This is a genomic window from Rhodocytophaga rosea (assembly GCF_010119975.1).
Classification (GTDB): domain Bacteria; phylum Bacteroidota; class Bacteroidia; order Cytophagales; family 172606-1; genus Rhodocytophaga; species Rhodocytophaga rosea.
Genome location: NZ_CP048222.1, coordinates 4,851,152 through 4,867,843 on the forward strand (window position 1 = coordinate 4,851,152; position 16,692 = coordinate 4,867,843).

The following is a 16,692-nucleotide window of genomic DNA, read 5'->3' on the forward strand; positions in this document are numbered from 1 at the left end:
CCCCATGATTTAACGACTTACCCGAATAGTTTAGGTACGTTCCCTGGTTTTCAATTCCGGAGATAACGCTATTTCCGTGGTGGTTTATTTCTGACCTTATCCAACAACAAATTAAGCAGCACCAGTTCGCTGTGTTCCAGGTGAGCCAGCAGATCATTTATTTCATGCACTTGCTGGTCAATCAGAGAGAGCAGGTCGAGCCCTTTTTGTGTAATGATTATATCTACCGCCCGTTTATCTACATCAGAAGGCCGGCATTGGATCAGCTTTTTTTTTTGCAGCTTTTCTGTAATCCGCGATACATTAGAAGATTTATCTACCATCCGCTCTTTAATGGAGTTCACGCTGATAGGCTGTTGCTTTTGGCCACGCAGAATACGCAGGATATTATGTTGCGGATGCGTAAGGCCAAATTTTTTAAAAAAGTCACTATGTGCCGCTTTCAGCCAGATTCCCGTGTAAATTAAATTAATACCAGTTTTAGACAATTGATTTCTAAAGGATGTTTGTTGAATTTCATCTTCAATACGGCTCATTTTTTCTCCTTCACTTTATACAATATTTCTCAGTTCCATCATTTTACTATGCATTTTCACTTATTGTTGACCAGATAAGACCCAGGTGAAAGATAAGAAGCAAATGCAAATTATACGTATAATAATATGTGTACGTACAATATTTATTCAACTTATAAAAATCCTTTCTGTCAGGCAATAGTAGTTTCTTACTAATTTTAGCAACAATCAAAATTATATTTATCTTTGACGGACTAAGATATTCTCAAATATAGGCTTTTTGAAAACTGAATAGAACTGCAACGGTATTTTTTATAAAATTTTTCTTTTTTCTGTAGGTTACTAAACTCCGGAATCTTCATTAAATTTTCAATATGTATTTCTCTGCTCCCGGGAGTAGACCGGTTTGCTTAACTATGTGTACGTACACATACATGCTACCCGATAATAAGGCTACTGCCAGGCCATATCAGGTTTAATAGATAGTATTATTGAAATGGTTATTTTCTGTTTTCGTTTATTTCAATGGACAAACAATTCGACCATCTGACCACCACACAGCTCCTGGAAAGGCTCCGGCAAGGGGATGAGCAGATTTTTAAGTGGCTTTATACACAGTACTGGCAAAAATTATACAGGGCTGCGTATAAACGCTTAAAAGATGGCCCCTTGTGTGAGGAAATCGTACAGGACATTTTTGCTTCCCTCTGGCGAAGACGCAGTACTTTTCAACTAAGCCAGTCGTGGGAAGCTTACTTTTACAAGGCTGTTCAATACAAAGTAATCAATGCGGTTAGTTCTCAAAAGGTACGTAAAGCCTATATTAGTACGGTAACCAAGCTCGAAGCAGACCTGTCTACGGAGAACACCCTCCGGTTTGAAGAATTGCTCCACCGCATCGAGCAAGTAACAGACCGGTTGCCTCAACGGTGCCAGCAGGTGTTCTGGATGAGCAGGCGCGAAAACTTTACGATCCGGGAAATTTCGCAACAATTAGATATTTCCCAGAAGGCGGTTGAAAAACAACTAACGAAAGCACTTAAGCAACTGCGTTTCTCGCTGCAAGATTACCTATAAATGCTTGTATTACTCATTTCTTTCCTGCCATCTGTTTCTTCAGTGAAGGAGAAGCGGTGGCAGTATTCAATAAAAACACACAAGAAGGTAGGGTAATGGCTTCCCAGCTTGACTTTTAAGGAAGAAAAGACCCACTTTGGGAATGACAGATCAACAATTGAAACAATTACTGGAAAAGTATCAGACCGGAAGCTGTACACCAGAGGAAGAAAGGCTGGTTCAGCAATGGTACGAATCATTTGAAAATGAAGAGGATGGCATACAAAATCTTTCAGAGCCACAAAAAGCGGCTTTAGAAAATAAAATCAGGCAACAGATAGACAATCAGCTGCAAGCTCCTTCCGACAGAAAAATCATTTTTCTGCAACCTTATGTAAGAATCTCAGCAGCAGCCATTTTAATAATCTTCTTCGGCTATTTTTCCTGGAACTGGGTTCAGAAGGAAAGGATTGAAGCTGATTTTGTTACGTTTGCCTCTGGAACTGAGATTAAAAAAGTTATTCTTTCAGACGGTTCCCTGGTATGGCTGAAAGCAAACAGCCAATTAAAGTATCCCAGGCAATTTGAAAAAGATGCAAAAGTACGCACAGTGGAATTACAGGGAGAAGCTTTGTTTGAAGTAGCTAAAAATCCGAAGCAACCCTTTTTGATTCAATGCGGAAGGGTGCAAGCAAAAGTGTTGGGGACAAGCTTTCATGTGAAACAATCTCCCGAAAAGCAGCAGGTAGCAATCGTAGTATTAACCGGGAAAGTTGCTGTAACAAATAATGAATCGGCAGAACCTGTAAATTCAGTAGTATTAGAACCTATGGAAATGGGTACTACCAGTCCCAACGGCTTTACTAAAACAAGGGTTCAATCCACTTCGGGCTATATTCAGGGTACTTCATATGACATGCACTTTGATGAAACACCTATACAGGAAGTGTTAGCGCGGATCGAACGCAAGTTTGATGTGGAAATTACTTATCCGGATGTAAACAGAGACTGCCGAATCACAGCAGATTTTACGGACCAGTCTCAGGAAATTACCCTGCAATTGCTGGCGTCTACTTTAGGGGAAGTGAGTTATCAGGTAAAGGGCAATACGATTTTATTTGAAGGAAAATCCTGCCAATAGCTATAATATAATGGCTTAATAAGTCTGCTTATGCGTACAAAAACGCTGCTTTTCCTGCTTATTGGATTAACCAGCCACTTCCTTGTAGAGGCGCAGCATAATTTTGAAAAAACAGTTTTCATAAGGGCAGAAAATGAGCCGTTAAAACAGATTTTACATTCACTTGAGAAGCAAGCCAGTGTAAAGTTTTTGTATACCAATCAGATTATTTCCAGGCAGAAAATTACGCTTCATAAGGAAAATATTCCTTTGTCGCATCTACTGGATACTTTACTCAAGCCTCTGGCCATTGACTATCAGGTAATGGAAAATGGTTTCATTAGACTTACAAAAAGTAAAACAACTGTTCCAGTATCAGGTGGATTAGCGGCAGGAAGTCCTGGAAAAAATCAATCTTCTGATCCCAAATTCATTTCTGGCAGCATTACTGATGCCAGCACGAATGAAGGAATACCTGGCGTAAATGTGCTGATAAAAGGGACGCTGGAAGGGAAAGTTACCGATGCTGATGGAAAATTCAGTATCCTGGTAGATACCGCTAGTATATTATTATTTTCTTATGTAGGCTATTTATCACAAAGCATAAAAGTGGGCAGGCAAACTCACCTGCAAATAGCCCTTTCCGCAGATAACCGGCAACTGGATGAAGTAGTAGTAACGGCGCTGGGAGTGGAAAGAGAAAAAAGAGAAGTAGGCTATGCCATGCAGATGGTGGCTGGTGAGGATATAAGCAAAGCCCAGGAAATGAATCTGGTGAATACACTTGCCGGAAAAATCGCTGGTGTTACGGTAGTCAATAATCCTTCCAGTATTGGAGGTTCGTCCAGAATTACCATCCGGGGAGAACGTTCCCTGAATATTGGTAAGAACCAGCCTCTTTTTGTAGTGGATGGAGTGCCAATCACCAATGAACTCATAGGTTCCTCAGGCCGCAATAACCAGGAAGTAGACTATGGCAATGGAGCAGGACTTGTAAATCCGGATGATATAGAGTCGATAACCGTATTGAAAGGAGCTAATGCTACGGCGTTGTATGGTTCCAGAGGGCAGAATGGCGTAGTGCTTATTAAGTCTAAAACTGGTAGAAGAAGTAAAGGAATGGGTGTTATCCTAAGTTCAACCTTTACGCTGGAAAATCCCCTGCGTTTGCCTGAGTATCAGAATGTATATGGCCAGGGGATCAATGGAATATTTGAATTCAGGGAGGACCTGGGAAGTATTAGCTGGGGACCTGAGATGAATGGCCAGCTGGTTAAACAATTCGATTCACCCACCACCAACGGATTCCGGGGTGGAGATGTAGGTAATTTACATGCACAGATCGGTGACATCGATATATCTGCTCAACTAGCCGAAAGAGGCGAGATTATGCCAACTTCCTTTCTTTCGCATTCAGCCAATGTAAAAGACTTTTTTCAAACCGGCATTACCACCAGTCAGCATGTGGCTGTTAGCGGAAGTAACGACAAAGCACATATCCGGCTAGCCTATACGTATGCGAATCAACGTGGTATCATTCCTAATACTGATTTAAAACGCCATGCCGTTACCTTAAATACCGGATATAAAATAGGTTCCAGGCTCAATCTTTCTTTGTCTGCTAATTATTCTAAAAGTCTGAGTAATAACCGGCCCAGCCTTACCTATGGCAATGAAAATCTGATGTTTTATTTTATCTGGATGGGACGTTCCGTGAATATGCGGTCTTTGCGGGAGTACTGGCAGTATGGGAAAACAGGGGTAAATCAGTTTAATTCAAGCTATGGCGCACATGATAATCCATATTTTACCGTATATGAAAATACCAACGGACAAGATTTAAACCGCCTCTTAGGAAATATTTCAGCCACTTACCGGTTTTCAAGCTGGTTGCAGCTCATGTTACGGGCAGGAACCGATTATGTAGATGAATTTCGCAACCGGAAAAGGGCATACAGCTCTCAGAAATTTCCCAAAGGTTCTTACCGGGAAGAAGAGATTTTATTGCAGGAAACCAATGTTGACTTTTTGCTTTCTGCGAATAAAGCTATCTCTTCAGATATTAGTTTGTCAGCAAGTGTGGGAGGCAATGCACTTTACAGAAAGATAAAATTATCTGATACTAGTGTTCCGCAGCTTGCCATTCCTGGCGAATATTCATTGATGAATGCCAACGTTCCTCTGGAATATGCCAGCTTTCACTCAGAGAAAAAGATACATAGTTTATATGCTTTCACACAACTAGGATATAAAGACTTATTATATCTTGAACTAACCGGCCGCAATGACTGGTCCAGTGCGTTGCCTGCACATAACTGGTCGTATTTTTATCCCTCAGTTTCGGTAAGCGCCATTGTTTCAGATATTTTCTCACTCTCTCCCCACATTAATTTTGCTAAAGTACGGGCAGGAATCGCCGGTGTGGGAAACGATACCGATCCTTATCAGCTAGCCTCAGTATATGGACCGCAAACACCGGTTCAAGGTACACCCACCTATACCGAGTTTAATTTTATTCCCAATGCACAGCTAAAACCAGAACAAAGTCGATCGGTAGAAACAGGATTTGAGATGAAGCTTTTCCAAAACCGTCTGGCAGTGGATGTATCCTTGTATCATACCCTAAGCAAAAATCAGATTCTGAGTGCAAGAGTGAGCAATACAACCGGGTACCGAACTCGTATCATTAATGCCGGTAAAATTGAGAACAAGGGTCTGGAAGCAATCCTTACTTTCATTCCCATCCAACTGAAAAACGGCTTTACCTGGACCACCGGAATTAACTTTTCTCTCAACCGGAGTAAAGTCAGAGAATTATACACAGACCCTGTAACCGGCCAGAAGATCGAAAGCCATGTAATCAGCACAAGGTATGTGAATATTCAGGCCAGTGTCGGCGACAGGATGGGCGATATATATGGGATTGGTTATCAGCGGGTAAGTGCCAATCCAAACGATCCGTATTATGATCCTTCGGGAAAGTATGTGGGGCAAATCGTATACAATGAAAAAGGAGCGCCCTTAGCTACTCCAAATCTCATTAAACTTGGCAATTATAACCCTGACTGGTTGGCTGGATGGCAACATACTTTTTCCTGGAAAAATCTTTCACTGATGGTTTTACTGGATATCCGCAAAGGAGGAAAATTGTATTCACATACACAAACCATTGGCCGGGAAGCAGGCTCTTTGATTGAAACACTCGAAGGCAGAACCAATGGCTATGACCTGAATTTACCTGGAAATGGAGTGGTTGGAAAAGGTGTAGTTGCTTTAACAGATGCAGAAGGCAATATTACCGGATTCTTACCGAATACTATAAAACTTCCGGCACAGGAATGGCATACCGCTCTTACAGCCAACCGGCGTATTCTCGAACCGATGATGTATGATGCTTCCTTTGTAAAACTCAGGGAGATGAAAGTAAGCTACACTTTTTCCAAACGGTTGCTGCCCTCCAGTTTCTTACAGGAACTTACCTTTTCATTGGTAGGCCGCAACTTATTTTTGTGGTCAAAAGTACCTCACATTGACCCTGAAACGGCTTCAACCGCCGGAGGTACGATTATTCCTGGAGTAGATTCATTGGCCTTACCTACTGTCAGAAGTTATGGATTTACTTTAAGTGTTAAATTATAATGGCGTAAGTATGAATAGCACACAAAGCAATGGCAGATTTTTGAATAATACCCGGCTGTTATTTGTAGGGCTGCTTATATCTGCCTGCACCCATTCCTTTGAAGACATAAATACCAATTCCAATAACCCTTCGACTGTATTACCAAAACAGCTCTTAGCCGGTATCCAGCGGGACATGATGCATACCCTGGTGAATGAATCCTGGGTGATTGGCACAACGGTGATTCAGTATACGGCTAAAAATACAACTACCCTGGTTGACCGCTATATATGGGGTGAACGGAACCAGATCTGGGATGCAGTATACGATAATATGCGGGATGTAAACAATATATTAAAGCAAACCAGTGAAGGAAAAGAGAACAATTACCGGGGTGTTGCCTTGGTGTTACGGGCATGGCTATTTTCTCTGGTAACGGATTGTTATGGCGATATTCCTTATACAGAAGCGATTCAAGGCAAAGAAGGTATACTATCGCCCGCTTACGACAGGCAGGAAACTATTTATGAAGGTATATTGACTGATCTGGCAGAAGCTAACCGGTTATTATCAGATGCAGCCAATATTGAAAATGATTTTATCTATGGCGGAGATATAAACAAATGGAGAAAACTGGCCAATTCCTTGCGCCTGCGTTATTTACTGCGTATTTCTGGCCGCAAAGAGGTAGGAGCAGAGATGCAGCAAATCGTAGCAAACCCGGCAGAATATCCCTTGTTTGAAAGCAATGTTGACAATGCTTCTTATACTTTTTCTGCCACGGCTCCTGACCAGTTTCCTTTGCTTGCGCTGAGAATAGGCTCATTCAACGAATCCAGAGCAAGCAAAACCCTAATCGATAAACTTCAGCAATTACAGGACCCCAGGCTAAAAGTTTTCTTTCGGCCTACTCCTTCAACAGAAGCCACTCCATCCACAGACGATGAATATACAGGGATTCCGAATGGATTAACAGATGTAGAAGCCATCCGCTATAATGGAGGCCCTGATTTTCAATCACGTATCAGCCCATTGTTTTATGAGCAATCCATTACTGACAAAGGTTTACAGATAGCCAAAGGATTTATGATGACGTATGCCGAACTACAGTTTATTCTGGCAGAAGCAGCCCAGCGAAAAATTATTATCTCCAGTCCTGAAACACATTACAAAAATGGTATTCAGGCATCGTTTCAATTTTATGGGAAACAAGTTGAGGAAGCTTATTTTTTGCAAAATGAAGTGATGTTTGAAGGGACAGATATACAAAAACTAGAGAAAGTACTCACGCAGAAATGGATTTCCCAGTTTTTTCAGGGGTTTGAAGCGTGGTTTGACTGGCGGCGTACCGGATTTCCTAGCTTAAAACCTGGTGTACATAATGAGAACGCAAATAAAATTCCAGTCCGGTTTATATACCCCATCATAGAACAATCATTAAATGCAAAAAACCGTGCTGATGCTATTCTGCTGCAAGGTCCGGATGACATCAATACTAGGGTCTGGTGGGATATAGAGTAAGAGCAGGAATTTGTATTCGTTTTTTAGACTGGTAATTAAATAATTTTTGTAAAATAATTTATATTAAGGTAGGGTATAATACCCCTTACCTGACAATAATATATAGGACAGAATAAAATGTAAGCTTTCCGTCTTATCATAAAACATGTAATGATTTTCTACCATGATCTTGCCTGATACCTTTTCGGTTCGTTACCCCTGAGTGCTGATTTTTAAATTTAGCCTTAGGCGAACTCTTTTAGCTTTAACTCATCTTACTCTTTACTCATTAACCTTTGCTTTAATGAAAAATATAAAATGAATTCCTTTGTCTTATTTAACTGTGTGTACATACCCATAGTTAAAATAATTTTCAGTGGATCTGTAATCATTGGTTTTTCATACAAGTATTGAAATATCACATAGTTACATAATTAAAAATGCCGATATGCGTATACTTAGTTATATGATGAATTAAATAAGGCCTGCATACATATCTTATTAATATTTTAGGAGAGTAGGCATAAAATAATAGAAGCCTTTTGCAGAAGGTGATTTAATAGCAGATCTATATGTGTGTATGTACACATAGTTTTTAAAAGATGAAAATGCAGTTTTGATTCCATTATATAAGTTGCCTGATCACGTAAAGCAGAGGCATCTTTCACCACAATAAAAAATAATTCAAGTTGTATTTATAAACTATTAGCTTTTACCACAATGCTCCAATCAAGACTTTTTACTTCTGAATTTTTGGGTCAGATACCTGCCAGAGAAATATCCATTCACAAACAATCAGCAGCTGAAGGGCTAGGGCTCCAGATGATTGAGCGGCTTTTTCATCCCTGTGTAATTGTGTTACAGGATAAATATATGAATGTATCCTACCTGAGCGAAAACAGCCTTCATCTGTTTGGGTATGGAATCGATGATTTAAAGAATACCGTTTTTAGAAATACGGCGAATTATCTGCCTGCAGAAGATAAAGAACTTTTCTTGCGGGCCAGGCAAAAAATAGATGAATTTTCCAGAACCATTCGCCAGCGTGAAATACAGGAACACCGGTTTGTAATGAATTATCGATTCCGCAGAGGTGATGGCAAATATATTCACCTGATGGAAGAAAGAATAAGTATTGCCGATCCTACAGGCAAGTATTCCTATTTTCTTCTTTTTAAAGATATATCCGCTGAAAAACCTTTTATGCGGGTTCATCTGCAATGGCTGAAATATCAGAATGGAGCGTATACCAAAATCAATTCGTATGTGCCGGCTGTGGATGAATCCAATTTTTCGCAACGGGAAATTGAGGTTCTTCAATTAATTAAAGAAGGGTTCAGCAGCAAAGAAATAGCGGATACTTTATCTATCAGCATCAATACCGTACGAAACCACCGCAGCAACCTTTTTAAAAAATCCCATGCCAGAAACATGGTTGAACTGCTTAACTATGCAGCTTCTGTCGCATAGCATACCAATTGTGGCCTTGTTTCGGTAAACTGAGCGGTAAGTTAAGCGCTAATTTTGTAAGCACCCCCTACATTAATGGCAACAATTATCAGGCAATTTATTTAACTGCCTGTTTAATTTTACTCAAAGGATAAGCCGTATATTTTTAGGTAAGGTTTGAAATTTAATCCAGTTATGGAATATAACATACCACTTATCTGAATAAACCTGCCAGATATGCAGTGGCCATTCAATGGAATAGTTTATTTGTGCATCTTTCATCTATACATCCTTCATTCCACACAAAACTTAATAAAACCATATGAAACGCACTTTATTTTTTTTATTTATTCTTTTGCTGGCAATAACCTGGAGCTGCCAAACAGAGAGTGATTTTTCTTCTTCCCCGCCTCAGCCCGAATTCTCTTCCACCCAGGAAGTTTCATCTCGTAGCCAGCAAACTATTAGTTCACAAATGCTAAATAATGTAGCCGTAGATGTAATTAATTTAAATTTTGGGCAGGAATTCTATCCTATTACCCTTACCCAAATAAAAGGGGTAAGTCAGCAGCAATTTACCCAATGGTTGCAGAGTAGTGCTATAGCCTCTGCCCATCAGGGTTTACTTCCTGTATTGGCCAATACAGCTACAGAATATATTATCATCTCTAATGTTACAGTACGGGCTACCGGTAAACAAACAACGGTGGCCATGATTGGTGTCCCATCTCAGCTCACAGGCCAGTATGCGGAGGCGATCATCCTGGAGGAAAAATCAAATATCCCGGCTTCAATGCAATTGAAAATCTGTATCTGGAAAAAATGTACCCCTTACGCTAAATGTGTTACCCGGATCAGACCTTTTCCTGCCAATGTTGCCTGCCCTACTGATCAATGCAATGTAAATAATCCCTGCGTAATGTATGCTGTACCTCCTGGTACCACCATCGGATTAGCCTCTTTACGAAGTGCAATAGCCGCATTTTAATTACTGCCATTATTATACCATAGAAATATACCTTAAGGAAACTATACTCAATTAATCAACATCGCGTCTGTAATTGGCTCAAACACAAAATCAACTCTATTTTAATCAGGAAAAGAATATAATGCTGCAAATATATTCTGTTCCTGATGCTTTACTTTTAAAATCAGCTTCCTGTCACTCTTTTATATTTATATGGTCTCAAGCTATCCTTCCATTGAGATTCTCCTTTTATTTCCTGCTCAGAAAACCTGCATGTTTAACAGGAAATATGGCTTGTGCAGCTAATAAACATTGCTCCCATTTTTCGATACAGATTTTCGCATGGAACCAAAAAATGCATCGTGTACATCCTTCCATTATTACGCTGAGTATACCTGCCAGTAATAGTAACAGATGATACAATTTCTTTGCTTTTCCTTTCGGAATGAGTAGCTTTATATAAGCTACCACTCAATAAAACAGGTTTTATAATTTCATTTTTACAGTACAGCTATGGGCTCCCTCACCTCTGTTCTACCCCTGATTCTGCTGTTGATGTTGTTTGCCTCTTCCCTCCATGGTCAATCGGTACGTGAGAAACCAAAACCAACCAAAGCAGCCAAACAGGTTCCCGGAATGGCACAGGTATATGTGGATAGTTTGCAGGCTGTTTTACAAGCTACGCCGGACAAAGCTGATAAGATTGAACTGTATGGACTCCTGTTTTTTACATACGCCAGTACAGTAGGTAACCTGGAAGTGGCCCGCCAGTATGCAGATACGATAAAACGAGTGGCCACTCAGGTAAATACGAAAGATGCCTTGGCATATGTTAACTATTATCTTGGCATGCTGGCCCGTTTTGATGGAAAATATACAGAAGCCCTCAACTATTTAAATCCCATCATAGAGTATTGCAATACTACCGGGAATTCCTCCCTGTTGGCTGATTGCTTATTTCAAACGGCCGTAATAGAAAATGAACTGGGCAACTATGATAAAAGTCTTGAAATTAGTTATGGTGCTTTTGAGCTTTTCGAAAAGGAAAGAATACACTTTGGTGTAGCCAGGGTAGCGATGAATGTAGGCAATTTGTTTACATCTATGAAAAAGTGGGAGGATGCTATTTCGATGTATAATAAATCCCTGGCCAGTTTTACCAGCATGAAACAGGATATCAATTCAAAAATGGGTGAGCTGAGGGTAATGATCAATATGGGGAATGCGTATGCACAGATGAAACAATATGAAAAAGCCAGAACGCATTACAAACAAGCCTTGCTGCTTAGCGATTCTATTGGCTCAACCCGGACAGCAGCTACCATTCTCAGTAATATGGGGGAAGTATTAAGTGCCGAGGGAAAATATGACAGCGCCCTGCAATATCATCTTCAGGCTTTACGCATCCGCGAACAGGCTTCTCAGATGGATAAGATCGCATTAAATCTACTATGGGTGGGTGACACTTATATGTTGCTGAAAAATTATGCTCAGGCCCAACATTATCTCCAGAAAGCGCTTTCGGTATCAAAAGAATTTCATGCCAAACCTGCCTTGCGCGATAGTTATAAGAAACTTTCTGCCTTATATGCGGCTCAGCAAAATTTCCAGAAAGCCTTTGAGTACCAGGGGCTATTTACTGCCATGAAAGATAGTATACTGAATGAAGAAACTACCCGACAGCTGAGTGAACTGCAAACCAAATATGAAATAGGCGAAAAAGACAAACAACTCGCCCTTTTTGCCAAGGAGAAACAGGTGCAGCAAAAAGAAGTGCAGCGGAAAGTGCTGCAGCAAAAAGCCCTGATTGGCGGCCTGCTTCTGGTAACAGTTATTGCCGGGTTGGTTATTTATTTACTTCGCCAGAGAATGAGGAACCAGAAATTATTGATGGCAAAAGACCAGGAAATCAAAGAAACCCAGCTCCTGCACCAGATGAGTGCACTGGAAATGAAAGCCTTACGGGCACAGATGAATCCTCATTTCATTTTTAACTGCATGAATTCCATCAACCGCATGATTCTGGAACAGGATACGGCTGGTGCTTCCAGGTACCTGACTAAGCTTTCGAAATTAATCCGGCTTATCCTGGAAAATTCGGAAAACACGTCTGTCTCCCTACAGAATGAACTAATCATGCTGGAAGCGTATCTCCAACTGGAGAATCTGCGGTTTAAAGGCAGGATCGGATATAAAATCAGCGTAGATGAGGCAATAGACCAGGAAAATACATTTTTACCCTCGATGGTATTACAACCCTTTGTAGAAAATGCGATCTGGCATGGCTTAATGCACAAAGAAAAAGAGGAACAGGGATTTATACATATCAGCATTAAAGAAACAGAAGACGTGCTCAGGTGTGTGATTGAAGATAATGGCGTGGGCAGGGAAATAGCTACTGCGTTAAAGAAAAATTCGGTGGTTCACAGTAAATCCATGGGATTGCATATTACCGAAGAGCGTCTGAGGCTGTACAATAAGGGAAAAACCGGCCAGTTGATTCAAATTACTGACCTGAAAGATTCTATGAACCGGGCTTTAGGTACCAGGGTAGATCTTCTGGTTCCCTTAGAATAAAAGTTATCATACAAACTATTCTGATGGATGATGAAGCAGGTGCTGGGAATCCATGACAATGATTATGGAAAAGTATGGCCTTAATGGAGATGCTTATCTATTATAGCTACTGGAAAAAGCAGGCATTCCTGTTTACATCCTTATGATTATGTTTTCATCTACTCTTATCAGGAACGCCTAGTCTTTTTGTATAAAAATTCACGTTTATTTTCGGCCTTACTCACTTGGCAATTTGAAGATGCCGGACATTCCATACCATTCACACCCCAATTACTCAGCTTTTTTATGCGTTTGCTGCTATATTTTATAGCACAGGTAAACCTCTGTGTTAAAAATGATTATATTCAAAACGTACTCTTGAATATAATAACCTATGAAGCTACAAGTATTATTGCAAGTGATAATGTTTATACTTTTAGCAGGTAGTACATCTCTCCTGGCGCAACCGGAAATTGATAGCTTACTCTCACAGCTGAAAATCACTCCGGCCGGGCAGGGAAAAATTGACTTGTACGAAAAAATAGGCTGTTATTACATGAACGTTGAAGTGCAGGATTTTGTCAGGGCTAAAAGCTATACAGACAGCATCAAACTCCTGTCCGAAAAGTTGCATAGCAGGAAGGGGCATTTTCAGGCACTGTACGCATATGGCCTGCTTGCCTACCAGCAGGGCAACTATGCCCAGGCCCAGGAAAACTTGCAGGCAGTAATTGATTACAGTAAGGCACAGGGAGATTCCGTGCGGTTGGGCGAAGGATTGTATCATATGGCGGTGGTGGATATGAATCTGGGCAAATATGACAAGAGCCTGGCCACGCTTTACCTTCTGATGGAGAATGAAGAAAAAGAGAGTGACCCCCGAAAGGTCGGTATGCTGCTCAACATGATTGGTATCATACATGACCGCACCAATAAGTTCAATGAAGCAGTAGATGCGTATATACAGGCGGGAGATATGTTCAAAAAGGCCAATCTGCCGGTTAGGTATGGCATGAGTCTTCAGAATATGGCCAACATCTATTTGGCCCAGAAAAAGTATGGCCAGGCAGCAAAAGCCTACAAAGAGGCGCTGCGGATTTTTGAAGTGGCAAGGCTGCCGGTTTTGGTTGCTATCGTTTTGGGCAATCTGGGAAGATTGTACGTAGCCCAAAATGAACATGGCCAGGCGCTTGGGTATCACCAGCGGGCACTGGTGGTCTGGCGGCAGCATAGCAGAAAACAGTCGCTGGCAAACTGCCTGAAAAATCTGGGCAATACCTCGCTCAAGCTCAAACAGTATGCGCAGGCCAGTACCTATTTGAACGAAGCCTTGCAGTTAGCTCAGGAAATCAAGGCGGATCTGCTGTTGTATGATGTGTATTCGGCCATCCAGGCCTTACATCTGGAACAGGACGATTACAAACAGGCATATCATTTCTATTCTTTAGCAAATCAAATGAAAGACAGCCTGTTCACTGAAAGTAAGATCAAAGAGGTAAATGAACTGCAGGCAAAATATGAGACTGAGAAGAAAGACAAGCAGATTGCCTTATTGGCAAAGGAAAAGGCAATCCAGGCCCAGGAAACGCAGCGGCAGGCCACTTTTAAAAAAGCTTCTATTGGCGGTGGCATCCTCATCAGTCTGTTAGCCATTTTATCGTTCTATGTTTTTCAGCAGCGGCTGAAAAATCAAAAGTTGCTCACTTCAAAAAATGATGAAATCAAGGAGGCTACGTTTAAACGCCAACTGAGTGAACTGGAAATAAAAGCCCTTCGGGCACAGATTAATCCGCATTTTTTATTCAATTGCCTCAATTCAATCAACCGGATGGTGTTGGATGGGGAAACTGATACTGCTTCGGTATACCTTTCTAAATTTTCCAAACTAGTCCGGCTAATTCTGGAGAATACAGAAACGACAACTGTCACGTTAGAGAATGAACTGGCCTTACTGGAATCCTATATTCAGCTGGAAGAACTCCGTTTCAAAGGTAAAATAAGCTATTCCATAGGCGTGGATAAGTCTATAGAGAAAGAAAGTACTTATTTGCCTTCTATGGTGTTGCAGCCTTTTGTAGAGAATGCCATCTGGCATGGCTTACTGCATAAAGATGCCACAGAAAAGGGTGCCATTTCTATTACGGTCAGAGAGGCGGATGAACAATTGTTGTGCACGATTGAAGATAATGGAGTGGGCAGAGAAAAAGCGGCGCAACTTCGTGAAAAGTCAGTGTTGAAATCTAAATCCATGGGAATCAAAATAACAGAAGAACGCTTACGGTTGTTAAACCCTAAACGGCTGGAAGAATTGATCCGCATTACAGACTTGAAAGATGCTCTTAATCATACTTCGGGAACACGTGTGGAAATCAATATTCCTATTCTTTAAACTTTGATTCATTCTCCCCTCTGATGCAGATATAAGTAAATACCCAGACAGAAAACAAACTCAAAAAGCTCAATGCAAAACTCAAATCCCAGAACTTAAAACTAAAAATTACTAAGTAATTAAACACAATTAAGTATAATATTTTCATCTACTTCAAGTTTTTTAAAATCAAGTTTAAAGTAAGTACCCAATCCTGAAAAGATGGTATAAAGTGCCTCCTTAAGCGCTTCTACAGACAGATAGTCTTCGGCTTTGAGCCAATGATATTTCACCTGCTTCCAAAATCGTTCGATCCTGTTAAGATGAGGACTATACTTAGGCAGCAAAAAGATGTATAATCCTTTCTGTTCCCATTCTTCTTTTTTGACTTCCCATAGGCCACATGTATGCCAGGAGGCGTTGTCTAAGACTATGACAGTAAACTTGGAAATAGATGTTGAGAAGGCCTCTACACATTCAATGATAAAGTCAGCGTTTAGACTCCCACTTTTCTGATAAGTAAGCAACTCATTATTTGTACTTAACAAGCCAAATACATTTATCCTTGTACTTCTTTGGGATAAAATAGGGGCGTGTTCGCCTTTTTTGATCCATCCATAAGGTACACAAGGGGTAAGGCAAAACCCTGATTCGTCTCCAAAATATAAATCTATACTGCCTGTCTGTGCCAAATAAAGCAAAGCATGTAATCGCTTGACTTTCTGCTCATATGCTTCTTTGTTTTGCAATGGCTTTATCCATTTACGGAAACGTTTCCATCGGTAGTCAATTTTTTTAAAAACCGCTTCAAGGTCATCTCACTCATAGCCGTGCCTAATTTAGCTTCTATCTCTCGCTTAGCTAATTTAAGTTGTTGTTTTTCTTTCTCTATGCTATTTTCCACTACTTCAACATGGGTAGCATTACTGGTAGTAAGGATGGGTTTTCTGCCTTTCCCTTTTTGGTTCTTTAACCCTACCACACCTGTTTTCTCAAAGCGATCAAACCACTTATAAATACTTAACTGACTTACTTGAAAAATGCTTGCTAACTTCTGTACTTGATAGCCTTGATTGGATAACAGTATACATTGGCAACGGTTACGTTCCTGATAACTTTTACTATCTTTATGAATCTTCTCTAAGTCTTGTTTTTGCTTGTCTGTAATCTTCTTGATATAACGCATAAGCAAAGATACAATTTGCCAAAATCTTATACTTAATTGTGTACTCTTACTTACTAGTGAATTGGATAGTTTATTTATAAAGCCTCACCTTATTTACGTTCACCTTTTGCCTCATTATAATAGCTCACTACTATTTCCCGCAACTCCAACCTGGAAGTTTGCCGGAAGGCCATCTATTTTGACAACTTACCGGAACAATCACTGGAGCAGTTACTATACAAGGAATAGTACGACCGAATATTAGAGAACATTCCTCTTCCTACAGTAGCCAATTCTTTCTCCACAGGCCCAAAAGGATCAATATTGTTCCAAATAACTTACAGGCAAGTGCCATCCAGTATGCGGATTTTACAAAA

11 protein-coding genes are annotated in these 16,692 nt (G+C 40.5%); 8 read left to right on the forward strand and 3 right to left on the reverse strand.

The annotated features are described in order from the left end of the window. Positions 1 to 68: 68 nt before the first annotated feature. Positions 69 to 536, reverse strand: a complete 468-nt coding sequence (locus GXP67_RS20145; RefSeq protein ID WP_162444796.1) for a MarR family winged helix-turn-helix transcriptional regulator — start codon at positions 534 to 536, stop codon at positions 69 to 71. A 504-nt stretch (positions 537 to 1,040) separates the two neighbouring features. On the opposite strand from GXP67_RS20145, the gene GXP67_RS20150 reads away from it, so the two are divergent. The 8 genes from GXP67_RS20150 (at position 1,041) to GXP67_RS20185 (ending at position 15,171) form a co-directional block, all read left to right on the forward strand. Then, positions 1,041 to 1,592 (forward strand): RNA polymerase sigma factor, encoded by a 552-nt coding sequence (locus GXP67_RS20150; protein WP_162444797.1) that lies wholly within the window; start codon positions 1,041 to 1,043, stop codon positions 1,590 to 1,592. A 142-nt stretch (positions 1,593 to 1,734) separates the two neighbouring features. Beyond that, positions 1,735 to 2,712, forward strand: coding sequence for a FecR family protein (locus GXP67_RS20155; protein ID WP_162444798.1), 978 nt, complete (start codon positions 1,735 to 1,737; stop codon positions 2,710 to 2,712). 30 nt (positions 2,713 to 2,742) lie between these two features. After that, positions 2,743 to 6,330, forward strand: a complete 3,588-nt coding sequence (locus GXP67_RS20160; RefSeq protein WP_162444799.1) for a SusC/RagA family TonB-linked outer membrane protein — start codon at positions 2,743 to 2,745, stop codon at positions 6,328 to 6,330. A 10-nt stretch (positions 6,331 to 6,340) separates the two neighbouring features. After that, on the forward strand, positions 6,341 to 7,831 hold the full coding sequence (locus GXP67_RS20165) for a SusD/RagB family nutrient-binding outer membrane lipoprotein (protein WP_162444800.1): 1,491 nt from the start codon (positions 6,341 to 6,343) through the stop codon (positions 7,829 to 7,831). A gap of 699 nt (positions 7,832 to 8,530) precedes the next feature. After that, positions 8,531 to 9,280, forward strand: a complete 750-nt coding sequence (locus tag GXP67_RS20170; RefSeq protein ID WP_162444801.1) for a helix-turn-helix transcriptional regulator — start codon at positions 8,531 to 8,533, stop codon at positions 9,278 to 9,280. A 301-nt stretch (positions 9,281 to 9,581) separates the two neighbouring features. Further along, positions 9,582 to 10,247 carry a hypothetical protein gene (locus GXP67_RS20175; protein ID WP_162444802.1) on the forward strand — a complete coding sequence of 222 codons (666 nt, stop codon included), beginning with the start codon at positions 9,582 to 9,584 and terminating at the stop codon, positions 10,245 to 10,247. 492 nt (positions 10,248 to 10,739) lie between these two features. After that, positions 10,740 to 12,803: a tetratricopeptide repeat protein gene (locus tag GXP67_RS20180; protein WP_162444803.1), complete on the forward strand. Its 2,064-nt coding sequence runs from the start codon at positions 10,740 to 10,742 to the stop codon at positions 12,801 to 12,803. A gap of 373 nt (positions 12,804 to 13,176) precedes the next feature. Next, positions 13,177 to 15,171, forward strand: coding sequence for a tetratricopeptide repeat protein (locus GXP67_RS20185; protein ID WP_162444804.1), 1,995 nt, complete (start codon positions 13,177 to 13,179; stop codon positions 15,169 to 15,171). 119 nt (positions 15,172 to 15,290) lie between these two features. On the opposite strand, the gene GXP67_RS20190 is transcribed toward GXP67_RS20185, so the two are convergent. Both GXP67_RS20190 and GXP67_RS20195 read right to left on the reverse strand, forming a co-directional pair. After that, positions 15,291 to 15,899 (reverse strand): IS630 family transposase, encoded by a 609-nt coding sequence (locus tag GXP67_RS20190; protein ID WP_232064508.1) that lies wholly within the window; start codon positions 15,897 to 15,899, stop codon positions 15,291 to 15,293. 5 nt (positions 15,900 to 15,904) lie between these two features. Then, the gene (locus tag GXP67_RS20195; protein ID WP_162441276.1) at positions 15,905 to 16,336 is read right to left on the reverse strand and encodes a helix-turn-helix domain-containing protein; all 432 of its coding nucleotides are present in this window, start codon (positions 16,334 to 16,336) and stop codon (positions 15,905 to 15,907) included. Positions 16,337 to 16,692 lie beyond the last annotated feature (356 nt).